Here is a 21,702-nt window from a genome sequence, read left to right as displayed (position 1 = left end):
AGTGGTAAAATGAAATGAGAGTAAGTGAAGTGGCCCGGACAACCCGCCGGGCCGTCGGGCATTAGTTGTGTTTGAGGTCGAAGATTTGGGCCTGCACGCGGTCAATTTGCTCCTCGCAGTGATCGATCTGATCCGGATAAAGCCCTTCGTCTTCGAGCGACTTATGGAGCTGTTGCCATTCGGTCAGCTGAAGTTCGAGCAGCTCCAGGGCGGTTAGTTTCTTGCGGGCCGGAATGACGGGCTGAGCCGATACGTTGAGCGCCTTGATCAGATCGTCCGCGAAGCGAACCGCCTGGTCAGCGGTATCGAGTTCGTTCGATCTGGCGAGTAAGCCCTGGAGTGCCAGAGCCGCGAAATACTCACGCTTGGTCAGACCGGTTTCGTGCTCGAGAACGACAAAGGCCGAATCCTCACCGCGAACGGGCAGGTTAGCCGGACTGTACAGGTTCATACCGGCGTAGTTGTTAAGCTCACCCCTCAGCCGGGCGATCTGGCGTTTGGCCCAGACGATGTCGGGAAGGGTAGCTTCCGGATTGGTTTCTAACCGCTCAAGCATCAGTTGCCAGTTCGAGAGTTCGAGTTCAGCCTGCGCAGCCAGACCGGGGGCGGGGGTAAACTGGTTCGTGTTCATGATTTATCTGTTTTATATTGACTCTGTAAAGTTCGTAATAGTTCGCGTAAATTGCAAGCAAATTCGTATAGTAGTTCGTATTATATTTTGCATAGTTGGGAAACTAGTTCGTAAATATTATACTTACGTCATTGATCTGTACTTTATCGTTTTGAAAGTGCGAACATTAGTTCGTATTGATACCTACCGTAATTTTTATGTCTACTACCATCAGCGATCTGATTCCAGATCAGCACAATGCCAATCGTGGCACCGAGTACGGCGGTCACCTGCTGGAGAAGTCCCTGCGCGAATTGGGGGCGGGTCGGTCAATCCTGATCGATAAGAACAAAAACATCATTGCCGGCAACAAGACCGCCGAGACAGCGGCCGCTATTGGCATGGAGAAGGTGCGCATCATCGAGACCGACGGTACCGAGATCATTGCCGTGATGCGTACCGATCTGGATATCGACAGTAAGCAGGGGCGCGAGCTGGCGTTGGCTGACAACCAGGTCGGGCGGGTGAACCTCGACTTCGACCCCGAAGTGATCGGGCAGCTCGCCGATGACTTTGCCATCGAGCTACCCGAGTGGGGGCTGGACAGCTTCGTCACCCCGAAGGCCAAAGCGGAGAAAGAGGTAGACGAACAGCCCACGACTCACACCTGCCCCAGCTGCGGCTATGCCTACTGATAACTTCTCGTTCGATACGATCGAGCACTTCGACGATCATATTGATCTGTCGATACCGACCTACTCGAACCTGCGTGAAGCGATCCTGAGGATGGCGACCTACTTTGTCAAGGACGACTCGATCGTTTACGACCTGGGCTGCTCGACCGGGCTGATGCTGGCCAGACTCGCGACGAGTGTGCCGGCGAGCGTGCGGCTGATCGGCATCGACACGTCGGAGAATTTGCTGGGCAAGGCCTGTGACTACCGGGTCGAACGTCAACGGGTGGACCTCACCTCGGACCGGCTCGTGCTGGCACCTTCTTCGCTGGTCCTGTCGGTCTTCACGCTTCAGTTCTTACCGCTCGCTGCGCGCGCGGCCCTGATCGGAAAGGTCTACGATGCGCTCGAACCCGGAGGGGCCTTTATCATTTCGGAAAAGACCCATATCGACGACGGGCTGATTCAGGATCTGTATACGTTCAGCTACTACGATTTAAAGCTGAAGAACTTCTCACCTGAACAGGTACTCGATAAGCAGCTCTCCTTACGTCGCATCATGCGGCCCCAAACCGAATCCGAGAATCTGAACCTGCTCGCCTGCTTCAGTAAAATTCATCCCTTCTGGCAGTACTTACAATTCAAGGCCTGGCTATGTATAAAGTAATCTCGACCTTCTCGGGCCTGGGCGGATCGTCGCAGGGTTACAAACAGGCGGGCCTGAACGTCTTGGCGTCGGTCGAATTTCTCGACTACCAGGCCGAGAACTACCGGCGCAATCACCCCACGACCCGGCTCTTTCAGGGCAACATTCGGGACCTGGACCCGCTGGCGATCTTAGCCGAGGTCGGACTGGCTCCAAGTGAACTGGATATACTCGACGGCTCGCCCCCGTGCTCGTCCTTCTCAACGAACGGGATCGTGGCGAAAGGATGGGGTAAGGTAAAGGGGTATGGTAATACCGTACAGCGTACCGATGATCTATTTTACGAATTTATTCGCTTTCTGCGGGCGATGCGGCCTAAGGTATTCGTAGCCGAGAACGTATCCGGTCTGATCAAAGGCGTCAGTAAAGGGCACTTCAATGCGTTTCTGAAAGCGTTTCGGGCCAGTGGCTACGTGACCAAAGCGAAGCTGATGAACTCGGCTAACTACGGCGTACCCCAGCTTAGAGAGCGGGTGATCTTCATGGGCGTGCGCGAGGATTTGGCCGGGCCGCCGGGCGGTCTGGAGCCGACGTATCCGGTACCGAATCCGAAATTCATTACGGCAAGTCAGGCGCTGGCGGGTGCACCGATTGATCTAAACGAGGACGTATCCCTGTCGGAGTTACACCTGAAGTACTACCAGCATACCCGACCGGGCGAAGGGCTGGACAAAGGATCGATGCGGGCGGGGGATGGTTACAAATGGTTTTCCCATAAGAAACTCCATCCGCATAAGCCGTCGAACACCTTAACGGCGCACGCCTTCGATGACGTCACTCACTGGTCGGAGCCGAGGAAGTTATACGTAGCCGAGGCCAAACGCTTACAGTCCTTCCCTGATACGTATACGTTGACCGGTGATCGACGCCGACAGATAGAAGGGATCGGTCGAAGTGTTCCCCCGAAGATGATGGAGGCCATCGGCCGCGCGATTGCGAGCGAGATTTTAGATAAAATACCCACCGTTACTCTTGTATCATAGCACTCTTGTATGCCGTTCAGTTCTGAAGATGAAATCTTACTGCGCCGTTCGACCGTTGCCAGCCTGTATCTGAAGGGCTGGTTTCAGGCGAAGATCGCGCTCGAGACCGGCGTTAGTCAGCAGCAGATCAGTCAAGACCTCCAGGCTATTCGTAGCGACTGGAAAGAATCCTCACTGGTTGACTTTAACGAAGCCAAGGCGAAGGAGCTGGCGAAGATCGACCACCTCGAATCGATCTACTGGAAAGCCTGGGAGGATTCGACCCGACCCGTCAAGAAGTCACGTAAGAAGTATTCCGGTAAGGTCGATAAGACCAAGCCGCAGGATCGCCAGCAGGTGAGCGACTTCGATACGACCGACATCACCGAGGAGCGGCAGGGGAACCCGCGCTTTCTGGATGGCGTCATGCGCTGTATTGAGAAACGCGTGGCCATCCTCGGCCTGGATGCACCGCAGAAGATTCAAGTAGACGAAAAGAAACTGCCCGCCTGGATTCATGCAGCCCGACCTAGTAGCAACTGATCAGCCCGCCGTGGCCAAAGAGAATCCGAACCTGACGTTCTTACGCGAGCATCAGGGGGATTGTCGCATCATTGCACTACAGGGAGGAGCCCGTTCGGGTAAAACGTATTCCGCGCTTCAGTTTCTGGTTTCGCTCGCTTACTACTACTCGGGGTTACTAATTACGGTCGTTCGTTCGGGTATGCCGGCACTTCGGGCAACGGCCCTGCGTGACTTTAAAGACATTATGATGTCGGCGGGTCTCTATGATGAGCAGAACGAATCCAAGCCGTCAGGCTCCTATGAATACCATTACAACGGCAACGTAACCGAATTCTTCTCGGTCGACAATCAGCAGAAGCTGCGCGGTCGCAAGCGGCATATCCTCTACATCAACGAAGCCAACGAGCTGACCTTAGATCAGTTCCGGCAATTAATGCTTAGAACCGAAGGGCTAGTTATTATCGACTATAACCCGTCTGAGCCCGAGAGCTACATCTATGATCAGATATTGCCCCGCTCGGACTGCCGGATGCTGATTACCACCTACAAGGATAATCCGCACCTGCCCCCGGCGATCATCGAAGAGATCGAACTGTTGCTCGATGCGGATGAGGAGTACTGGCGTGTGTTCGGCCTGGGTCAGCGCGGGAACGTATCCGGCATCATCTATTCGCATTACAAAGTACTCGAAGCTAATCTATGGCCGACCCGTGGCGAGAAGGCATACGGGCTGGACTTCGGGTTCTCGGCTCCCTCAGCGCTCATTGAGACGACCTTCTTCGATGAGGCAATCTACGCCAAGCAGCTACTGTATAAACGCAAGCTGACCAATACCGCGCTGATCGAGGAGATGAAGAAGCTACCCATCGACCGGGAGGCTACCATCTGGTGCGATGAAGCTGAACCTGACCGGATCGAAGAATTAAAAAACGCGGGCTTCAATGCGATTAAAGCCGATAAGCCGATACGTGCCGGCATCGATGCAATTCGCCGTCGTCCGCTGTTCATTCATGAGTCGGGCAAGGAGATGCTTACCGAGGTCAAAGGCTATCGCTATAAGAAGAACCCGGCCACCGGTGAGAACGCCGAGGAGCCGATCGGTATTGGGGATCACTGTTTTCTGCCGACCCAGCCCGTTTTGACTAGCGAAGGCAAACGTCCAATTTCTAGTATAAAAGCGGGCGATCTGGTTTGGACTCGGGCGGGCTGGAAGCCCGTGCTTCGTTCATGGCAAACATCTAGAAATCAGCGTGTTTTTCTATACGAAGTATCTTGTAGCATCGGTAAGTTTTCGGTATCTTGTACTGCAAATCATAAGCTACTTACGCAGGACGGATGGAAGGCAATAAGCGACTTGGGAATCGGGGACACCATTTGGGTGAACAGTGCTTTAACGGAAACTACTACTATCTCTACGAGGGGGAGCGGTATTATTCTAGGCATGATCGGCGCATGCATCGGGACGTTTGGGAGTATTATAACGGACCGGTTCCGGACGGGTATCATATCCATCATAAAGACGGCAATACGTACAACAACGCGATCGAAAATCTGCAACTGCGCGAAGGAGGTGAGCACATCTCCGAACACGCTAAGGAGTACCATCGACAAAATAAGGTGCGTACTAAAGAAAATATGGATGCCATTCGTCCGCTTACCAAAGAATGGCACGCTTCCGAAGAAGGCAGACAGTGGCATAGTCAGCACGCCAAACGCATGGGGTTCGGAAATCCAGACTTGCCTGAGCGAAACTGTCGTCAATGTGGAGTCGCCTTCAAGCCTGCCAGCCATCAAAATGAGTTTTGTTCTGCCAAATGCAAGGCAAAGTGGCGACGGGACTCCGGAGTCGATAACGAATCTCGAAGCTGTTCCTCTTGTGGCAAAACCTTCGTTGTTAATCGATTCGCCAAAGCCTCAACTTGTTCCAAGTCGTGTGCAGCGCGTGAGCGTTGGCAATCTCGGAAAGCATGATGTGTACGATTTGCATGTAGCTGACTGTCATGAATTTGTGGCAGGTGGGATACTCGTGCATAATTGTATGGATGCGATGCGCTACGCCGTGTACAACTATTATAAACAGCCACAGGGCGCGGTGCAGGCCAGCCGTCCCCAGGGCAAGAAACCCATGTCACTGTAACTATGAACGTAATTTTCCTCGATATCGATGGTGTCCTGAACTCTGAATTATTCTATCTGAGCAGCATTCAGGAAAAGAAGAAGCAGCTACGTAAAAAGGCGAAGAGCGAAGACATTGAGTGGCGTGAATATCATCTGGAGCAGATCGACCCGAAATCAGTGGGCCTGCTCAACTCAATTATCGAAAAAACGGATGCTAAGGTCGTACTGTCCTCGTCCTGGCGAAAGAGTAACAGCAAAGAGTACATGCAGAGCCTGCTTGAAGAACAGGGGTTCAAAGGTGAGCTAATCGACCGAACGCCCATCGGGGACGGTCAACGGGGAAAGGAAATCGACGCCTGGCTTGCGGTTAATCCCAGAATCGAACGGTACGTGATTCTTGACGACGACAGCGATATGACCGAACACCAACTGCAACACCACTACGTTCACTGTGACCGGTACTGTGGCATTTCGCCTAACGTAGCTTATAAGGCAACTAGAATCCTGACGGGAGAAGCTAACGGACAATTTAGAGGTATCAAATAATAGCTACTATGATCACGACCAGCATCATTCTCGAATTCGACGGTCGGTTCCCGATCTACCACCAGTCCGAAGGCTTCGCCAAGAGCGAGGCTATTGCTACCTGGCTGTTCGCCTTCTGCGGCTGGTCGGCTCCCTGCGAGCTACTGGTTCAGGTGGGTGTTGTCGAGTGGCCGGAAGGCGACGTACTATATCCGCCTTCTGATACAAGCGAGTTCTATGTACTTAATAACCCGTTACGTTTAAACTAACTGCGTATGAGCTGTAAGGAAATCTGTAAGAACGTAAAGTACGATGATCATCTGATGAGCGAGCTACTACCGCCAACGTATCAATCATGGCTCGACTTTTACAACGACGTACCCAAAGAACCTCGTTATGCGAACGCTGAGTACATCTACTGGTACCATGCCGCCGAGGGCGTGAACGTCGTCACGATGGGCCTGCTGGCTGGCCACGAACAGCGGAAATACTCGCTATCGTACATCAAAGGGCGAGTGATTGAGGAGCTTGGCGGAGGGTTAAATCAACCGACCTTATCAGCTTATGAGCTGATCTTGATGCGGGATGCGATTCCATGCTATTACGAATCCGTAGGTGGAGCTATGCCATCGCAGGCCCAAGAATTACGAATTAAGTTAGGCAAGCTGGCTAAGATCGAACGTAGACGAGAGCGCCATGAAGTTGATCGAGACCATCGTTGTAACTCGTGATGAGATGAAGGACTACCTGACCGATCAGTTCCGGGATGCCATCGACGTAACCAGCGTACAGCTACAAAGCGTCAGTCAGGCGTTCTTTCAGGCCAAAGCGGATCAGGTGATTCGTCGGCATCAACTGGAGTGTCCCGAAATCCATATATGGCCTGATCCGACAACGGGTAACATGATTGTTCAAGTACGAGCCGATTAACTAACTATGCGCCATGAAAACCTACAAAGTAAGCACCGACGAATTTATCGGCTGGCCGATTGATGAGATACTTAAGTACCTGTGGGGAATGCAAAGCCCGCACGAACTGGCATCTCCTGCCAAGTATAAGCGGTACAGATTACCGCGTAAGCAATATCATCAATTTGAGGGCAAGGTGATGTCGTCTGCCATGTGGTCTGGCCCTGAGCAGGCTCTTACTTTCCGTGACATACAGGTTGAGGCTGTATCACAAGAAGACGAAGTGCAACTGACAATCCAAGAATATACCGACCCCCTTCTATTACTCGCTGACTAATGCTCACCGTCAAAGCCCCCAACATCGTCCTGACCTTTCCCTCTCGCTGGGAAGAGGTCACCCTGGCGCAGTTCGCTACGTTGCACCGCACGATGCTGCGCGAGACCGGCGACGAGACCCAGTTTCTGTTTCGCTGGGCACTCGAAGCCTTCGCGTCTGATCTGCACGCGCTGCACCAGATGGGAGCCGCCGAGGAGACGCAAATCCTGTCCCGGCTTACGTTTCTGGATACCTTGCCTGATTTCGAGAACCTGCCCGTTCCCCAGCGCATCGCGGGGGTTACCCCACCGAGCGAATTAGGTGCCTGTACGCTGCTGCAGAAGTGGTCAGTCGATGAGCAGATCGAGGAACTGGAAGAAGAAGGGCAGGTGGTCAACTTCATTACGATTGCCCTGCCTTTACTGTCGATCTACCTGTATCCGTTACTAACTGGCAAACCACTAACGGCGACGAGTCAGATCGAGCAGATCAAAGAGCAGATCGAAGGCTTACCCTGCACCGGGGCACTGGCGTTGTCGGCTTTTTTTTTGCGCAGTTACAAGAGCACGAGCACTTCTGGGAAGACCAGTTTCAGCATCAGCCCGACGCCGACCCCAAAGAAAACATGGCTCGGGCGCTGGTTCCCGAACTGGAAGATTACGCCCAGTACAGCATTCTGGCGACGATCGCCAAAGAGCGCCGACTGACCAACGAAGCCGCGCTGCAACTCGCCCTCGACGATGCCATGCAGACGCTCGCCTATCTCCACCACCAACGACGCTATCAACAGGAACTTCACCAGCTTCATCAGAAACCGAATGGTTAAACTCGCTACGTTCATTCCCCCATCCGTAATCAACAGCAACATGCCCACCGATAAAAGCAAGTGCCACCCATGTCGACAGAAGGGCATGAAGCAACTAAACCTGTTCATCACTCCGGAGCGGAAAGACCAGCTTAAGGAGTACTGTAAACAAAAAGGGATTAGCTACGCCCGGCTCATAAATAGTATGATCGCTGACGTACTGAAGGCCGATTAATAGGTCTTTTTGCCGTTTGAAGGATTCTCGGGCTTATCGTACCACGCGCAAACAAGAAAGCCCAGCCTTAGCAGTCTGGGCTTTCTGACATTAATCAACCTTCAGACATGAAGTCCTAGGATAACGTAAATATAGTTATATATTTAAGAAAACTATATATAAATAGATTTTGCTATATAATAGAAATATATCCTATCGTACAAAAATATTATAATACAAATACGTATACTTGCCACCTGACGTGTCTGGTATGCGAGTAGAAAGCGATTCAGTAAACCCCCGAAAATTTGTAAAAGCCATTGTAGCAACCCGCTACAACATCCCTTTCTTTTTGTCTCCGGTACCGGCCGGATTTACCTCCCCGGCTACAGACTATATTGAGAAGGTCTGTGACCTCAACGAGCTGTGTATCAGCCATCCAGAAATGACGTATTTCGTCCGGTGCATCGGGGATAGTATGATCGAGGATGGACTCTGGGACGGCGACATTATGATCGTTGACCGGTCGTTCGATAAAGAGCGCTACGAGGGCCGAATTATTGTCGCCTGGCTCAACGACGAGTTTACCGTCAAGCGCTATCACAAACCCGGTGAGCTGGTTATCCTTCGTCCGGCCAATCCTGCCTACCAACCCATCTACGTTCAGCCCGAGCCGATCGACAAATTCAAGGTGTTCGGTGTGGTTACGTTCTGGATCAAGAAAGCTCAGTTCAAACACCTTCACGAGCCATGATCGCCTTAGTGGATGCCAATAACTATTACTGTTCCGTAGAGCGGAGTTTTAATCCGTCACTGGAGGGAAAGCCGGTGATTGTCTTATCCAATAACGACGGTTCGGTCGTGGCCCGCTCCAACGAAGCCAAGGCGCTCGGCATTACGATGGGTTCACCTTTCTTTCAACTGGAGGAGTTAATTAAGGCGTATAACATCGCTGTATTCTCCTCAAATTATACCCTCAACGGTGATGTAAGCGCCCGGTTGATGGCTTTACTGGGTCGCTACGTCGAAGAGGTGGAGGTAAATTCAATTGACGAAGCCTTTCTTAATTTGACCGGTTATGAGCGGCTATATCCGGACTTAACCCATTTTGCTCATACGGTACGCGGTAAAGTCGATCAGGGCCTGGGTATTCCGGTGTCGATCGGCATAGCGCCCACCAAGACTTTAACAAAAGTCGCCAACTGGTTTGCCAAGCGGCAGGCTGATTCAGGGGGCGTTGTGCTCTTGGATACGACCGAGCGGATCCGGCAGGCGCTGGACGAGCTGGAAGTCGGCGAATTGTGGGGCATCGGCCGTCGTTACATGAGCCTGTTGAAACGAAATAACGTCAAAACAGCCGCACAATATGCCGATCTGCCCGACGACTGGTTAGGTACGCACCTGACGGTAAACGGCATCCGGCTCAAATACGAACTACTGGGTACGCCCTGTAAACTGATCGACAGCGAACCGCCCGTTCGGAAGTCGTTTGCGTCAGCGCCTTCGTTTGGGCGCTTAGTGCCGGATAAAGCGACGCTTCAGGAGGCATTGGTGACCCACACCGCCCGGGTTGCCGAACGGTTACGTCGACAGCACACGGTCGCCAAAGTGATCACGGTTTATCTGCACACGAACCGGTTTCGTAAATCCCCCAACGGCGAGTTGGCTAAACAATACTACAACAGCCAGACCATCGAACTACCCCACCACACCAATTCGACACCCGAACTGGCTAAATACGCCACAGCGGCTTTGGAGCGCATCTTCAAGTTTGGCTATGCCTATCAGAAAGTAGGAATAATACTGACGGATTTTGTGAGTGAAAACGTCCGGCAGGGTAATCTGTTTACCGATGGGCCTGATCCACGTCTGGCCAAACTCAGTAAGGTGATGGATAAGCTGAACTACCAATTTGGCCGGGATCGGGTCCGGGTAGCCGCCCAAGGCTTTGATCCGGACTGGAAAATGAAGCAGCAATGGAAGTCGCCCTGCTATACGACAAAGTGGGCCGATATTCTTAAAGCCAAGTAAACAACGCTAACAATATAGACAATGAACGATAACGTTAACTTTCTGGAACCGCAGGGCTTGGTTCGATTCATGCTCTACACGGATATTAATCGCAGGCGGGCGACTCAACTGGGGCCGGACATCTGGGCGGATTACGAAACGGTTTACGGCGATCGGTACAGCTACAAGTCTCGATTGGAGTTATGCTTTCTGGATATTGACTCTAACCCAAAAGTGTATATCGTGGCCATGCTGCCCCTCGTGCGTCACATTGAGCATCCGAATAAGCCGGGGATGCAGGTGCCGATCCGAATCGTCTACCTGACAAGTGAACCATTGTGGCCATTTTTTGAACCCATAAGCGACGAGAATCTAACGACCGCTATACTGCCGGTGTAAACAGATCTCCCAGCCAGAAGGCCAAAGGGCATGCCAACTGGTTCTTTTTAGTTTCGTAGTGATACCAGGTAAAGACTTATCTACCTACTGATCTGTTGACTAAACGGTGCGGGAGAGTCGGCAAGAGAACCGAGATTTTGCTTTTGAAATTCTCAAGCTCGTAAGAGCGGAAAGCGATTGATTTAACTTGGCAGACTGGCCTGTTTTGGCTAAATTGAAGGGTAAACAACTCCTATCATTGTGCTATACATTGTTCGCTTTTACCATCTTGACGGCCAGTCAACCATAACTCCACTAATACCCGATGTTCACCAGCACGAGCCGCCCGACTTCAAGCGAGGAACCAAACTCCTAATAGGTGATGATGAAATAGAAGGTGATCGAAAACTTTACCGAGTCGTTGAACCGCCCTTACTTATCGTCGTTGACCACCCAGCCGATCCGGAAGGGAACAATGAGGCCACCCTTGTAGTAACCTACGTAATGCTGGATAACGGCGCGCCCGATGAATGGGTAGAGGTAGCTGTACTAAGAGCCACCTCATAATAACACAAGGCCCGGCGGTGTTAGTGTCGGGCTGTTTACAGGTCTGCCAATCAGTGATTTACCGGTTACACAGTAATACTTGCATACAGTTTAATTGTATACGTTAATTCGTTTAATATCCTCATTTAAATACGATTGAAATGAAAAAGACGTTTGCAATAGCTGTATTTATCTATCTGTCGATTAGTAGCCTGCAAAGCTTCGCGCTCAAGGTTAAACTCAGTAATGGCACTACCGTAGAGTGTAAGTGTACCGGTTGCACCCCAAGCAACCTAGCGGAAAGCTGGAACAATTCGCCGGGTACTATGGTCTGTTGCAATAGAGGAACGGACCAGGAAACGTGCTTTAATAAAGCCAGTATTGTTGAGATAACTTATTTTACCACCGGCGAAGACACCTCCAGCAACAAGCCATTGTTTAGTGGACTTGCCATTGCCGTCGGGTTAATGCTTGTCGCCTTAGCCATATACCTTAGTCGAGGGCCACGAATGCCGCCGATTCGTCCTACAATTCCGGCTTAACCAGCACCAAAATGAGACTAACAAAAAAGCCCAAACCTGGTAGTCTGGGCTTTTTATTTCTATCCACACCATTTGGCTAAGGAGCCAAAGATTGGCGTCAAGGTAAGGATATCTTACGGCTTAACCACCTTTACACTCTGCCGCTGAGCCGGTAGCCCGGCCCCGCCTTCGCTGATCACCTGCAACAGATACAGCCCATTGGATTGACCCTGCATGTCCCAGTCAATTACCTGCTGAGGTTCTGCCTGCTGCCAGCGTTGCTGACGGATCGGCTTACCGCTTAGATCAAGTAGTTCAACTTGCAACGAGCGACCCTCGCCACCGCGAACTATTGCCCGCAGTCGGTCCTGCTGGATGGGGTTGGGCGCTAGCTCGACCTGCAAAAGTGTTTCCAGACTAGCTACTTCCCGAGCCCGACAGCTAGCGTCAACCGTTAAGCGGAAGGGGCCGTAGACTCTCACGGTACCTGAGCGGTCGGTGACCTTGAGGAAGAAGTTACCCTGCGTATTGCTCTGCGCGTTTATCAACGTTAAGCTAGACGTAGCGGTGCCTCGAAACAGTTGCGGGGTTTCCATGAGCTTGGGACTGGTCAGCGTGTTCTTGTACCACTCGTAGCGGATGGGATCACCTTCTACGGCTACGTTGATCACCGCTGTTCCACCCCGACATACCGTTGGGTTGTTGCCCCCTAGTACGGTGGTAGAAGCGGTTGCCGTACAGCCGTTGTCTTGCCGAACCACCGTTACTGAGTAAACGCCCGCCGTGGTGACCGTAGCCGTGTTGCCACCGTTCTGCTGGCTTGCGCCCTGGCTAAATGAGTAGCTAACATTGCCGGTCGAGGAGGCCGTTAGGGTTACAATGGAATTCGTGAACGATAAAGGACCGCTGCTTGTCAACGTAACGGTAGGTTGTTGGCTGTTACCGGCTACGGTCGTAGTTGTGGTAGCGGTGCAGCCATTAGCTCCTGTCACGATAACGGAATAGGTGCCACTCGTCGTAACAGTGGCTGTGGCATTGGTACCGCTTTGACTGAAGTCAGGCCCAGAGAAGGCATAGTTGCTCTGAGTTGATGGGCCGGCCAGTAGTGTGACGCTAGGCAGAGCGCAGGTCAGAGGGCCGTTGTTGGTTAAAGTCACGTTCTGGGGAGCCGTCGTGTTGCTCAGTACCATTGTAGTCGCGGTAGCGGTGCAGCCATTAGGCCCTGTTACCGTCACCGTGTAAGTACCGGAGCCGTTCGCGGTAGCTACCGAACTGCCGTTTTGCGTAATAGAACTCGAAGGAGGGCCGCCAAACGTAAAGCTCAGTATACCTGTTGTGCTGCTCGAAGCCGTAAGCTGAACTGTCTGTTTGGCGCAAGTAATAGCCTCGTCGTTAACCAGGGTGACGTTCTGGGGAGCCGTGGTATTGCTTTCGACTAGGGTTGTCATCGTCGCCGAACAGCCGTTGGCGCCCGTCACCGTGACGGTGTATGTACCCGCATTAGTCACCGTAGCTACTGCGCTTCCATCCTGACTGATAGGACTCGAGCCCGTAAAACTGTAACTGAGCGAACCCGTCGAACTACTCGATGCGGTCAATGTCGCCATGGTTTGGGAGCAGGTTAAGGGGCCATTGTTAATTAAGGTCACGTTCTGGGGAGCCGTGGTGTTGCTTTCTACGGTGGAGGTCTTCGTGGTCGAGCAGCTATTATCGGGATCCGTGGCGGTAAACGTATACGTACCGGGTACGCTTACCCTAAGCTGATTGCCTACAATATCCTGGGTGGCCCCAGGCGGTGTGACTACGGACAGCGTACCTGTGTTGGTGAAGGTAATATTCACCCTGGTCTGGTTACAGGTCAAGGCACCGTCGTTACTTAAGCTCAACGTTGGCGCGGTCGTGCTGCCCGTTATGCCCACGTTCGCAGTAGATGAACAGGCGTTCGCATTGGTAGCCGTCACCGAATAGGTACCCGCCGTATTAACCGTGGCTGTATTACCACCTGAACCATCCTGTTGACTAGCATTATCACTGAAAACGTAGCTCACAAAGCCGGGAGTGGCCGTTAACGTAGCGCTAGGGGCGGTGCAACTAATCGGACCACTAGCGGTCAGACTGACCGGTGTAGAAGCGCTACTACCCGTCACCGTTACGCTGTTGGTAGAGGTACAGGCATTGGCATCGGTGGCCGTGACCGAGTACACCCCGGCCGTGCTGACGGTAGCCGTATGGCTTTCCAGGCCGCCCGCCTGCGATGCGTCACCACTGAAGCGGTAGGAAACAAAGCCGGGAGTGGCCGTCAAGGTAACCGTGGGGTTAGGACAGCTGATGGGACCATTGCTAGTCAGGCTAACGGGCGAGCCGACGCTACTGCCGGTGACGGTAATGGTCGCGGTGGAAATGCAATAGGATGCGTTGGTGGCACTCACTGAATAGACCCCCGAGACGCTTACCACGGCCGTATTGATGGGCGACCCTTGAGAAGCTCCTTCGCTAAACGTATAACTCAGCAAACCCGACGTAGCGGTCAGCGTAACGGTGGGATTAACGCAGCTAATGGGCCCACTAGCCGTCAGGCTAAGGGAGGTGGGGGTGGTGCTGCCCGTCACCGGTACGGTGGCGGTGGAGCTACAACCCTCGGTGGCGATGGCCGTCACTGAATACACCCCGGACGTACTGATGGTGGCGGTGTTGCTGGGTGACCCTTGGGTTGCGCCCTCGCCGAAGGTATAAGACGCAAAACCCGGCGTAGCGGTCAACGTTACGATGGTAGCCGTGCAGCTAAGGGGGCTGCTAGCCGTCAGACTGACGGGCGGAGCATCCCGATTGACGGTAATGGTATAAACTTTAGTGGTGGTACCATCCTGGGCCGTAACCGACACACTGATGGCGTTGGCGCAGACAGCTAGTGGTACGTTAATGGGACTGCCACTGGCCACCGCCGTGCCGTTGACGGCTAGGGTGGCATTGGCCTGCTCAACCGTGGGCGTAACCGCTACTGAGGAAGCCGAGTTCGGTACCGACGCGGTGTAGGCCGTGACGCTGGAAACAAAGGGGGGACTTAGTGTGCCGGGGCTAATAGCCAGTACCGACAGGTTGGCATTTGAGGAAACAATCGGCGTATTGGTCGTATTGGTACTGACCGACGCGAAGTTGGTTCCACTGATAACGCCCTGATTGGTAATGACGCTGGCTGAGGTGGGGTTGTTAACCGTTACGTCGTAAGTGACCACCAGAGTTTTACCGGGGGCAATCTCGCCGATCGCCAGCGGGCTAAGCTGGGCCGAAGCCCGATAGCCGATAAGGAATAGGATTATAGAAAATAGAATAGCTCTCATTGCGCAATGGGGAATGTCAATTAATGGCCTGTTCTCATTTTATATTCGCTAAACGGATGACGACAGCTTATTGCGAACAAGGTGCTCCGTTAGGGGTGTTGGTAAAGCCGGGCCCACTCATGCCACCCGTACCACTGTTTGCATTAGTCGCATTAGAAGCTGTGTTTCGGCTCAACAGGTAGGTGCTTAAAGCGGCATTGTCGTTATTAGCGCCCGTATAACCTGGAAACATCGCCGTCGTCTTAAAGCGCTGATTCACCCGGATACGATTCTGAGTGACCGGATCTTGAGTGACGTTGAAGTTGGTGATTATGTTGCCAAAAATGTTGAAACAACCGACCCCCTTGTCGTCATCCAGAGGGTTTTGAGGATCTCCTGAAGTCGCTCCGACTGTTACTAAAATAGCGAAACGCGCATTAAGCGGGGTTGTTCCACTTTCCTGAATGTTATTGTCTTGGATAGTCGCATTAAAGAAGCCACCGCCATTGTTGCCAAAACCAACATCATCACCCATCTGAACCGAAATAGCGCTGGTGCCATTGATCTGACGAATTGTATTATTTCTAATCGTCGTCGTCGTCGTTTGATTGCCATGGTGGCTGGCAAAAATAGCGGACCCCGCAGCTGAACCCGAGTTGGCAACTCCCGAGGCCCCAATGGTATTACCCGTAATTGAGCCCCGCATGAGCCCACCAAAATTGGATCGGTCGGCACTGATGGCTGTCCCATTGGTTTTAAGCACCGTATTGTTGGCTATGGTATAGTCTAGCGTTCCGCCCGCAACCCAGATTCCACCGGCACCCGCTAAGGCTTGATTGGTGTTTTCGCAGTAATTATTCTGGATGGTGACTGTTCCCGAGCTGGTGCCTTGACAGAGCACATGAATGGCATTTCCCCACCATTGATCGATCCGGCAGTTCTGAATCGTCCCCGTCGTCAGGGAGCCATCCGTGAGATTTACCAACAGAGCCGTACTGCGCACATCCTGTTGACTTCCCTGCATGAGGGTAAGCGTATCGGTATCAGCTAGCAAAGAACTAATCACAGGCGAGGTTCCCTGGATATTTTCAATTCGGATCGTATTAAAGGCGCCCCCCGCGAAATACGAGTTTTTAAAGGCCAAGTCGCCACCGGTGTTGACCAGCTGAACGACTGATTCATTAAACTGCCCACTGTTACTGGTTCCATTATTGCCCGTAAAGCGCGTTCTGTTTATTGTAAGACTAGTTACCCCTGCACCAAACACGCCATTGTTCTGATGGTTACTCAGCCTCATGTAGTTCAGGGATACTCTCCGGGTATTCGTTAAATAAATCCCGTTGCCTGCAACGGATCCATCCGCCCCTGCCGTATTCTGAATCGTTCCCCCGGAGCCATTGCTACTGTTACCGCCATCGCCCGTAACGGTTAGCCCCCCGCTGGTACCCGTGTTATTGAGCACGATTCCATTCGCGCCCCCATTTGCAGAAATGCTTCGGAACGTCAGCCCGCTGGCTCCAATCGTGGTGTTGGCCACATTCAGTGCTGTACCATTACCACTCGTAATGGTGTTGCCTGCACCCGTTACGTTGACGGTACCACCACCCGTCGCCAAAAAGCCCGTACCAGTGCTAGTGGTAATGGCTAAACCGCCACCTCCAAAGTTGATCGTACTGCCACTGTTTGACTGACTAAGGTCAACCGCATTATTCGCCCCCGTATTCAGGCTTTTGGTTGGACTATTGAAATTAATCGTACCTCCACTGCAAAACAGAACCACTATGCCCTGGCTCGTTGAGGTAATGGAGCCCGTCTGAAAGGTTATTGTACCGCCACCATGATTTTGAATTCGAACCGGAAGCGCATTCACACCTGTGCTGGTGGTAATCGTTCCGTTATAGACTATGTTCGCACTACCACTTATATAGTTAAACGCCGTACCACTCGTTTGGGTGACTGACGTATTGTTACCAAACGTGAAGGTCCCGGTTGTTCCATTACTAAAAGTAATGCTGGGACCACTTCCACTTAAGGTCGTAGTGCCCGTAAAGTTGTATGTACCATCGGCATTGTCGAAGTTAAGTCCGTTGCCATTGGTAGCATTCAACGTACCACTGAAGATAAGCGTGCCACTCGAGTGACTCGAAATGTCTATCATGTTCGCGTTGACTGAGTAGGTCATGTTTCCCGCATAGGTCAGGCTCACTGTACCCGCTGCCACCCGGATACCGTTCGAGGAGGCTCCGCTCAGGCTACCTCCGTTGATAGCCAGATTCCCGCCTACATCTGTGAGTTGAATGTTAAAAACGCCCCCTGTCGAGGTAATGGACGAAAAACTGCCACTCACCGTGCCACCGTTCAAGCCCAACGCTGAGGCTGTGTTGCTGATGGAGGTTTCACTTACGTTGAGTGTACCGAAACCTATGCCCGTTAGCGAGACAACAGAGCTGGTACCGATGGCTACCCCCCGCAAGAGGTTATTCTGGCCCAGTTGAACCACGCTGCTGGCCGAATTAGTCAACACAGGGGCCGCCCCACTCGTGCTGGGTAAAGCCGCGCTTCCCGGTGCAGGAGTGATGCCTGCAATATTGGCTAGCGGGGCCGTAGCGCCCTGCCCAATCAGTTTCTGGTTGTTTAACAGTATCAACGGCGCGGTTGTACTGCTGTAGGTGCCCGAGTAGACAAAGATATTATCGCCAGCTGCCGGATTGTTACCACTGCCATTGTTGACTGCCTGAAAGGCGTTAAGCGAGTTGAAGGGCCTGGCTAACGTACCCGTCCCACCGGCTGGTGCCCCATTCTGGACGAACCAGATCATGTCCTGGATGGTCAGCGTGACGGTCGCACTAGAGGCAATGTTGAGTCCATTGTTAGCCGTGTACGTAAAGCTGTCGGTGCCGGTATAACCCGCTGGTGGATTGTAAACAAATGTACCGTTGGCGGCTACTGTCACCGTACCGCTCTGGGCGGTGGTAACCGCTACGCCTACGTTGGCCGTTGAGCCGTTGATGGCGGTAACCACTGGCTGATCACCGGTGTCGTTGCCCAGCAGACCCGTGGCGGTTGCGGATTGGGTATTGGTCACGTTGCCGGTGACAGTATACGTGTTTGCCAAGGCCGTGATCGGGGTGCCCACCCCGATGGTCACGGTGGCCGCGTCCGAAGGAGGGGTAGCGGTAGCGGCCGTATAACCAAACCGGTCGTAACCGACAAAGTTACCCGTGGGGGTGTAGGTGAACGTACCATCGGTGTTCATCACCACGCTGCCGCCCTGTTCGGTGGTAGTCGAGTTGGAACCGTTGGCCACTACGCTGGCCGGGGAGGCCGAAGGGCCGAAAGCGGTGACGGTTTTGGAGGGCAAGCCAAAGTCGTTGTTAAGTACGGATGAAGCGGAGAGGGCGCCTGTAATTAACGTCGTATACGCATCGGGTCTGGCCAGCAGAGAGGTTTTCAGACTACCGGGGGCTAAGGTGGTATTGGCGGGTGCGGGCAGATTCAGGTTGACGCCCGAAGCCGTACCAGAGCCCGTGTTGGTAATGACGGCCGTGTAGGAAAGTTGGTCACTCGGGTTGACCTGGCCGTTGCTATTGGCATCACCCGTAAGCGAGACGGAGAGTGTACCCGAGACGGCGGGCGTTTGAGCCTGAGCCGGTACGGCCAATACCCCTAGCAAAATAATCCCGAAGAAGACAGGTAAAAAGTTTCGCATAGACGAACGAGAAAGAGGTTACTAAAAACAGCAGACTAGAGTACTTCAGGTAAAATATAAACAAATGTATAATCTTTATAATAAATTAGATTACTTATAGTATAAGCGGTAAGGGGCAAAAGTCGCTGCTTACCAAGTCATGATCGGACAGAAAGTGGAGAGGGGGCTCAATAGCTCAAAAAGGACAAGCTTCAATCACGTGCAGCTGCTAACCCTCCACTTTATGGGTTCTTGAACTATCGACAAACGGCACTATATTTATCCAACCATACATCCCCACCACACCATGACAAAGAACCAGCTCCCCTACCAAGTCCAATTACAGGGCTATACCGTACCCGCCTATAGTTAGGCCGCGATCCAAGTATCACTTTTTTGCACACTAGACTAAGCCACTGCTTTACGCCGTGTGGTTCGCTGTGCTTGTATCTCTATACCACCAGTAGAACTATCATTATGACTGAGACTGATGAATTAGTCTTTCAGGCTATTTTCGACGCCGAAAAGAAAGCCCAGCCGAAAACTAACGAAAAGCCGCACCCTCATCTAAACCTCGTTTGTAGCTAGATGAATCATCAAGACGGCCTGTATCTGGATGACGTCTGGGTGTGCTCGCCCGATGGCATTGCGACGACGTTGCAGAGCAACGATCTGACCAAGCCAACGACGCTTCAGGCGAGTCATACCAATTCGTTTCAACTGCCTGACTCGCTGGCCATCCGTACGCTGACGGCTAATGCCGAGCAGCTCGATTCAGCCTCGCCCGATCCGTACCGGACCCACCGCGCCCGGCTGGTACAAAACGGCGAGACCGTTTTCATGGGCGTTGGCGAGTTATCCTCGTTTGAGGGCGGCTGGGAGGTGGCGCTGTATCAGGAGAAGCGGAATCTCTTCGATCGGCTCGACCGCTCGATTCGCACGGCCGACCTGTCGGCTTACGATCATAGCTGGAGTATCGAGACCATCAACGGGCTAGCCGACGCTCGGGCGGGGGTGTGTTACCCGCTGGTCGACAATGGTCTGCTGCAAAAGGACCTTCTCCCGCTCGACGCAATGACGCCTGCCGTGTTCATGCATACGCTGGTGGGTGAGCTACTTCAGCAGGAAGGCTACAGCCTGACGGGTAATCTGCCGGACGATGAAGTTTTCAAACGACTCGTCATCCCGTTCGTCGAAGACGAGCCGACCTCCCACGACGAGACCTGGCGCGAGGACCGATTGGCCATCGTGAGTCTGCAACGCCCCGACGAATCCGTCCAGAAAGGCGCTCTTGATAGCAAGGGTTTCATTGATCGCATCCAGCCGTTTAGTCTCGATAATGATGCCGAGCAGGGTCTCTCGCAGGGCAGACTCCACAACTACAACACGGGCAGCTACAGCTACGTCTGCGATCAGGCCATGCGCGTGCGGGTGCAGGCGACCCAGACCTTTAAAGCCAGCAACATCACCGGATCGGTCGAGGTGCTGCTGATCGTCGAGCGAAACGGCCAGAACATGGGTCAGGAGCAGTGGAGTTCGGGTACGGGCTACAACATCCTCAACCTGCGCACTGAGACGATCAACCTCGACGAGCTGGTTCCCTGTCAGAAAGGCGATCAGTTGCGGATTCGTTTGATCGCCCGGAGGCAGACCGCGCTAGGAGCCTTCTCGTTTACCATCTACAACAACCCCGACAACTGCCGGGTCTCGTTCACCCCCGACACCTCGACCCAGCTAGATGATACCTGGAGCGTATCGCGCAACCTGCCCGACATAACCGGACTCTCGCTGTTCAAGGGGCTGGCCTACGTATTCGGCGGTACGTGGGTGGTGGACCCGATCCGGCGACAGGTGTCCTTCTCGGCCCTCTCCCATATAGTCGCCAATACCGCTAACGCTGTCGATTGGTCAACCCGCGTCGATGCTGCCCAGGAACCGGGCTGGGTACCCCGGCTCGATCCGTACGCCCAGCTGAACTATTTGACCTGGAAAGAGATCGAGGAAACCAAGAATCAACTCGTATCAGTCGCCGGTACCAACACCAGTGTACCGTATGGCGATGGTATCATTGCAATCAACGCCAACGTACTCGATGCCGACGCGACGCTGTTTGAAATGCCCTTTGCGGCTTCGACCAGTTCTGAGCAGAGCCTGACCGGTTACGGCAATCCGGTGCTGATCAAGACCCGCGAGCTATCCGGAACGGGTACGGGCGTAACGGTATCGAAGCAAAAAACAATGCCTCGTCTGCTGCTGGTCTCTTTTGGCGAAGCTCGAACGGTCAACTCGAAGAAGTTCGCTCCCGATGGGCTGACCAGCACCGACGTAACCGTCAACCTGCGGCCCTGCTGGTTCGGCCTGCGACCTACGGGAGCCATGCAACAAGACGAGCGGTTCTGTCTGGCGTTCTCGCCGGTACCGGGCGGCCGGGGTGAGCAGTGCCTGATCGACCGCTCGTACGCGGGTTTACAGCGCGTGCTGCGCCGGATGCGGGTGCTGACGATCTCGATGCGGCTCTTTCCCGAAGACATCGCCGGCCTGGACTTTGAGCGGCCGATCCGGTTGCGCCGGTTGCAGGTCGGCTCCCTGACGATTACCGACGGCTTCTACTACCTCAACAAAATACCCGATTACGTCGATGGCCGCACGTGCCGGGTGACGCTCATCGCTTTTTAAACCTTCTCATGACTACAAACAAAGAAAGCCCGACCCCTCACCTGGTCGGGCTTTCTTTATCTACCGTTAGGGCTTGACGACCTTCACGCTTTGCCGCTGAGCCGGTAGCCCGGCCCCGCCTTCGCTGATCACCTGCAACAGATACAGCCCATTGGATTGCCCCTGCAAGTCCCAGTCAATCGAATGCTGGTCGTTGGCCTGC

General features: G+C 53.2%; 21 protein-coding genes. 18 read left to right on the top strand and 3 right to left on the bottom strand.

Translation table 11 applies throughout. The features are described from left to right. Positions 1 to 61 precede the first annotated feature (61 nt). The gene (locus ACYVBJ_RS09985; RefSeq protein WP_460982157.1) at positions 62 to 631 is read right to left on the bottom strand and encodes a hypothetical protein; all 570 of its coding nucleotides are present in this window, start codon (positions 629 to 631) and stop codon (positions 62 to 64) included. A gap of 176 nt (positions 632 to 807) precedes the next feature. Between ACYVBJ_RS09985 and ACYVBJ_RS09980 the strand changes: the two genes are divergently transcribed. The 17 genes from ACYVBJ_RS09980 to ACYVBJ_RS09900 all read left to right on the top strand — a co-directional run bounded on the left by ACYVBJ_RS09980 (position 808) and on the right by ACYVBJ_RS09900 (position 11,319). Further along, the gene (locus ACYVBJ_RS09980; protein WP_460982156.1) at positions 808 to 1,305 is read left to right on the top strand and encodes a ParB N-terminal domain-containing protein; all 498 of its coding nucleotides are present in this window, start codon (positions 808 to 810) and stop codon (positions 1,303 to 1,305) included. Continuing rightward, on the top strand, positions 1,295 to 1,951 hold the full coding sequence (locus ACYVBJ_RS09975; RefSeq protein ID WP_460982155.1) for a methyltransferase domain-containing protein: 657 nt from the start codon (positions 1,295 to 1,297) through the stop codon (positions 1,949 to 1,951). The genes ACYVBJ_RS09980 and ACYVBJ_RS09975 overlap by 11 nt, the downstream gene beginning before the upstream one ends. Further along, positions 1,939 to 2,973 (top strand): DNA cytosine methyltransferase, encoded by a 1,035-nt coding sequence (locus tag ACYVBJ_RS09970; protein WP_460982154.1) that lies wholly within the window; start codon positions 1,939 to 1,941, stop codon positions 2,971 to 2,973. The genes ACYVBJ_RS09975 and ACYVBJ_RS09970 overlap by 13 nt, the downstream gene beginning before the upstream one ends. 9 nt (positions 2,974 to 2,982) lie before the next feature. Next, on the top strand, positions 2,983 to 3,495 hold the full coding sequence (locus ACYVBJ_RS09965; protein WP_460982153.1) for a hypothetical protein: 513 nt from the start codon (positions 2,983 to 2,985) through the stop codon (positions 3,493 to 3,495). Then, positions 3,470 to 5,614 carry a phage terminase large subunit gene (locus ACYVBJ_RS09960; protein ID WP_460982152.1) on the top strand — a complete coding sequence of 715 codons (2,145 nt, stop codon included), beginning with the start codon at positions 3,470 to 3,472 and terminating at the stop codon, positions 5,612 to 5,614. Before ACYVBJ_RS09965 ends, ACYVBJ_RS09960 begins: the two co-directional genes overlap by 26 nt. 2 nt (positions 5,615 to 5,616) lie before the next feature. Further along, on the top strand, positions 5,617 to 6,141 hold the full coding sequence (locus ACYVBJ_RS09955) for an HAD domain-containing protein (protein WP_460982151.1): 525 nt from the start codon (positions 5,617 to 5,619) through the stop codon (positions 6,139 to 6,141). Positions 6,142 to 6,149: 8 nt separating this feature from the next. Further along, positions 6,150 to 6,389 (top strand): hypothetical protein, encoded by a 240-nt coding sequence (locus ACYVBJ_RS09950; protein ID WP_460982150.1) that lies wholly within the window; start codon positions 6,150 to 6,152, stop codon positions 6,387 to 6,389. 6 nt (positions 6,390 to 6,395) lie between these two features. Continuing rightward, on the top strand, positions 6,396 to 6,851 hold the full coding sequence (locus ACYVBJ_RS09945; RefSeq protein WP_460982149.1) for a hypothetical protein: 456 nt from the start codon (positions 6,396 to 6,398) through the stop codon (positions 6,849 to 6,851). A 4-nt stretch (positions 6,852 to 6,855) separates the two neighbouring features. Next, on the top strand, positions 6,856 to 7,050 hold the full coding sequence (locus tag ACYVBJ_RS09940) for a hypothetical protein (RefSeq protein ID WP_460982148.1): 195 nt from the start codon (positions 6,856 to 6,858) through the stop codon (positions 7,048 to 7,050). Between the two features lie 13 nt (positions 7,051 to 7,063). Continuing rightward, the gene (locus tag ACYVBJ_RS09935; protein ID WP_460982147.1) at positions 7,064 to 7,366 is read left to right on the top strand and encodes a hypothetical protein; all 303 of its coding nucleotides are present in this window, start codon (positions 7,064 to 7,066) and stop codon (positions 7,364 to 7,366) included. After that, positions 7,366 to 8,052: a hypothetical protein gene (locus tag ACYVBJ_RS09930; RefSeq protein WP_460982146.1), complete on the top strand. Its 687-nt coding sequence runs from the start codon at positions 7,366 to 7,368 to the stop codon at positions 8,050 to 8,052. The genes ACYVBJ_RS09935 and ACYVBJ_RS09930 overlap by 1 nt, the downstream gene beginning before the upstream one ends. Continuing rightward, positions 7,971 to 8,171 (top strand): hypothetical protein, encoded by a 201-nt coding sequence (locus tag ACYVBJ_RS09925; protein ID WP_460982145.1) that lies wholly within the window; start codon positions 7,971 to 7,973, stop codon positions 8,169 to 8,171. Before ACYVBJ_RS09930 ends, ACYVBJ_RS09925 begins: the two co-directional genes overlap by 82 nt. Beyond that, complete coding sequence (locus tag ACYVBJ_RS09920; RefSeq protein ID WP_460982144.1) at positions 8,164 to 8,385, top strand: RepB family protein; 222 nt, start codon at positions 8,164 to 8,166, stop codon at positions 8,383 to 8,385. The genes ACYVBJ_RS09925 and ACYVBJ_RS09920 overlap by 8 nt, the downstream gene beginning before the upstream one ends. A gap of 250 nt (positions 8,386 to 8,635) precedes the next feature. Then, positions 8,636 to 9,118, top strand: a complete 483-nt coding sequence (locus ACYVBJ_RS09915) for a LexA family protein (protein WP_460982143.1) — start codon at positions 8,636 to 8,638, stop codon at positions 9,116 to 9,118. Continuing rightward, positions 9,115 to 10,395 carry a Y-family DNA polymerase gene (locus ACYVBJ_RS09910; RefSeq protein ID WP_460982142.1) on the top strand — a complete coding sequence of 427 codons (1,281 nt, stop codon included), beginning with the start codon at positions 9,115 to 9,117 and terminating at the stop codon, positions 10,393 to 10,395. Before ACYVBJ_RS09915 ends, ACYVBJ_RS09910 begins: the two co-directional genes overlap by 4 nt. A gap of 21 nt (positions 10,396 to 10,416) precedes the next feature. Then, positions 10,417 to 10,773: a hypothetical protein gene (locus ACYVBJ_RS09905; protein WP_460982141.1), complete on the top strand. Its 357-nt coding sequence runs from the start codon at positions 10,417 to 10,419 to the stop codon at positions 10,771 to 10,773. A 240-nt stretch (positions 10,774 to 11,013) separates the two neighbouring features. Continuing rightward, positions 11,014 to 11,319 carry a hypothetical protein gene (locus ACYVBJ_RS09900; RefSeq protein ID WP_460982140.1) on the top strand — a complete coding sequence of 102 codons (306 nt, stop codon included), beginning with the start codon at positions 11,014 to 11,016 and terminating at the stop codon, positions 11,317 to 11,319. Between the two features lie 634 nt (positions 11,320 to 11,953). Here ACYVBJ_RS09900 and ACYVBJ_RS09895 read toward each other — a convergent pair. Then, positions 11,954 to 15,157, bottom strand: coding sequence for a cadherin-like beta sandwich domain-containing protein (locus ACYVBJ_RS09895; RefSeq protein WP_460982139.1), 3,204 nt, complete (start codon positions 15,155 to 15,157; stop codon positions 11,954 to 11,956). A gap of 67 nt (positions 15,158 to 15,224) precedes the next feature. Continuing rightward, on the bottom strand, positions 15,225 to 18,845 hold the full coding sequence (locus ACYVBJ_RS09890) for a beta strand repeat-containing protein (RefSeq protein WP_460982138.1): 3,621 nt from the start codon (positions 18,843 to 18,845) through the stop codon (positions 15,225 to 15,227). Positions 18,846 to 19,412: 567 nt separating this feature from the next. Here ACYVBJ_RS09890 and ACYVBJ_RS09885 point away from each other — a divergent pair. Continuing rightward, entirely contained in the window at positions 19,413 to 21,500 is a 2,088-nt protein-coding gene (locus ACYVBJ_RS09885) for a hypothetical protein (RefSeq protein ID WP_460982137.1), read from the top strand. Positions 21,501 to 21,702: the final 202 nt, after the last annotated feature.

This window comes from Spirosoma fluminis (assembly GCF_054778895.1).
The sequence above is the reverse complement of the archived record's forward strand: the minus strand, read 5'-3'. Positions and strand labels throughout refer to the sequence as shown.

Excerpts from the sequence above, each read along its gene's own strand:
- ACYVBJ_RS09925 (WP_460982145.1), top strand. The coding sequence starts at position 7,971 with ATGGCTCGGGCGCTGGTTCCCGAACTGGAAGATTACGCCCAGTACAGC.
- ACYVBJ_RS09895 (WP_460982139.1), bottom strand. The coding sequence starts at position 15,157 with ATGAGAGCTATTCTATTTTCTATAATCCTATTCCTTATCGGCTATCGG.
- ACYVBJ_RS09935 (WP_460982147.1), top strand. The coding sequence starts at position 7,064 with ATGAAAACCTACAAAGTAAGCACCGACGAATTTATCGGCTGGCCGATT.
- ACYVBJ_RS09930 (WP_460982146.1), top strand. The coding sequence starts at position 7,366 with ATGCTCACCGTCAAAGCCCCCAACATCGTCCTGACCTTTCCCTCTCGC.
- ACYVBJ_RS09945 (WP_460982149.1), top strand. The coding sequence starts at position 6,396 with ATGAGCTGTAAGGAAATCTGTAAGAACGTAAAGTACGATGATCATCTG.
- ACYVBJ_RS09965 (WP_460982153.1), top strand. The coding sequence starts at position 2,983 with ATGCCGTTCAGTTCTGAAGATGAAATCTTACTGCGCCGTTCGACCGTT.
- ACYVBJ_RS09985 (WP_460982157.1), bottom strand. The coding sequence starts at position 631 with ATGAACACGAACCAGTTTACCCCCGCCCCCGGTCTGGCTGCGCAGGCT.
- ACYVBJ_RS09915 (WP_460982143.1), top strand. The coding sequence starts at position 8,636 with ATGCGAGTAGAAAGCGATTCAGTAAACCCCCGAAAATTTGTAAAAGCC.
- ACYVBJ_RS09940 (WP_460982148.1), top strand. The coding sequence starts at position 6,856 with ATGAAGGACTACCTGACCGATCAGTTCCGGGATGCCATCGACGTAACC.
- ACYVBJ_RS09910 (WP_460982142.1), top strand. The coding sequence starts at position 9,115 with ATGATCGCCTTAGTGGATGCCAATAACTATTACTGTTCCGTAGAGCGG.
- ACYVBJ_RS09955 (WP_460982151.1), top strand. The coding sequence starts at position 5,617 with ATGAACGTAATTTTCCTCGATATCGATGGTGTCCTGAACTCTGAATTA.
- ACYVBJ_RS09890 (WP_460982138.1), bottom strand. The coding sequence starts at position 18,845 with ATGCGAAACTTTTTACCTGTCTTCTTCGGGATTATTTTGCTAGGGGTA.
- ACYVBJ_RS09960 (WP_460982152.1), top strand. The coding sequence starts at position 3,470 with ATGCAGCCCGACCTAGTAGCAACTGATCAGCCCGCCGTGGCCAAAGAG.
- ACYVBJ_RS09950 (WP_460982150.1), top strand. The coding sequence starts at position 6,150 with ATGATCACGACCAGCATCATTCTCGAATTCGACGGTCGGTTCCCGATC.
- ACYVBJ_RS09970 (WP_460982154.1), top strand. The coding sequence starts at position 1,939 with ATGTATAAAGTAATCTCGACCTTCTCGGGCCTGGGCGGATCGTCGCAG.
- ACYVBJ_RS09920 (WP_460982144.1), top strand. The coding sequence starts at position 8,164 with ATGGTTAAACTCGCTACGTTCATTCCCCCATCCGTAATCAACAGCAAC.
- ACYVBJ_RS09885 (WP_460982137.1), top strand. The coding sequence starts at position 19,413 with ATGAATCATCAAGACGGCCTGTATCTGGATGACGTCTGGGTGTGCTCG.
- ACYVBJ_RS09905 (WP_460982141.1), top strand. The coding sequence starts at position 10,417 with ATGAACGATAACGTTAACTTTCTGGAACCGCAGGGCTTGGTTCGATTC.
- ACYVBJ_RS09975 (WP_460982155.1), top strand. The coding sequence starts at position 1,295 with ATGCCTACTGATAACTTCTCGTTCGATACGATCGAGCACTTCGACGAT.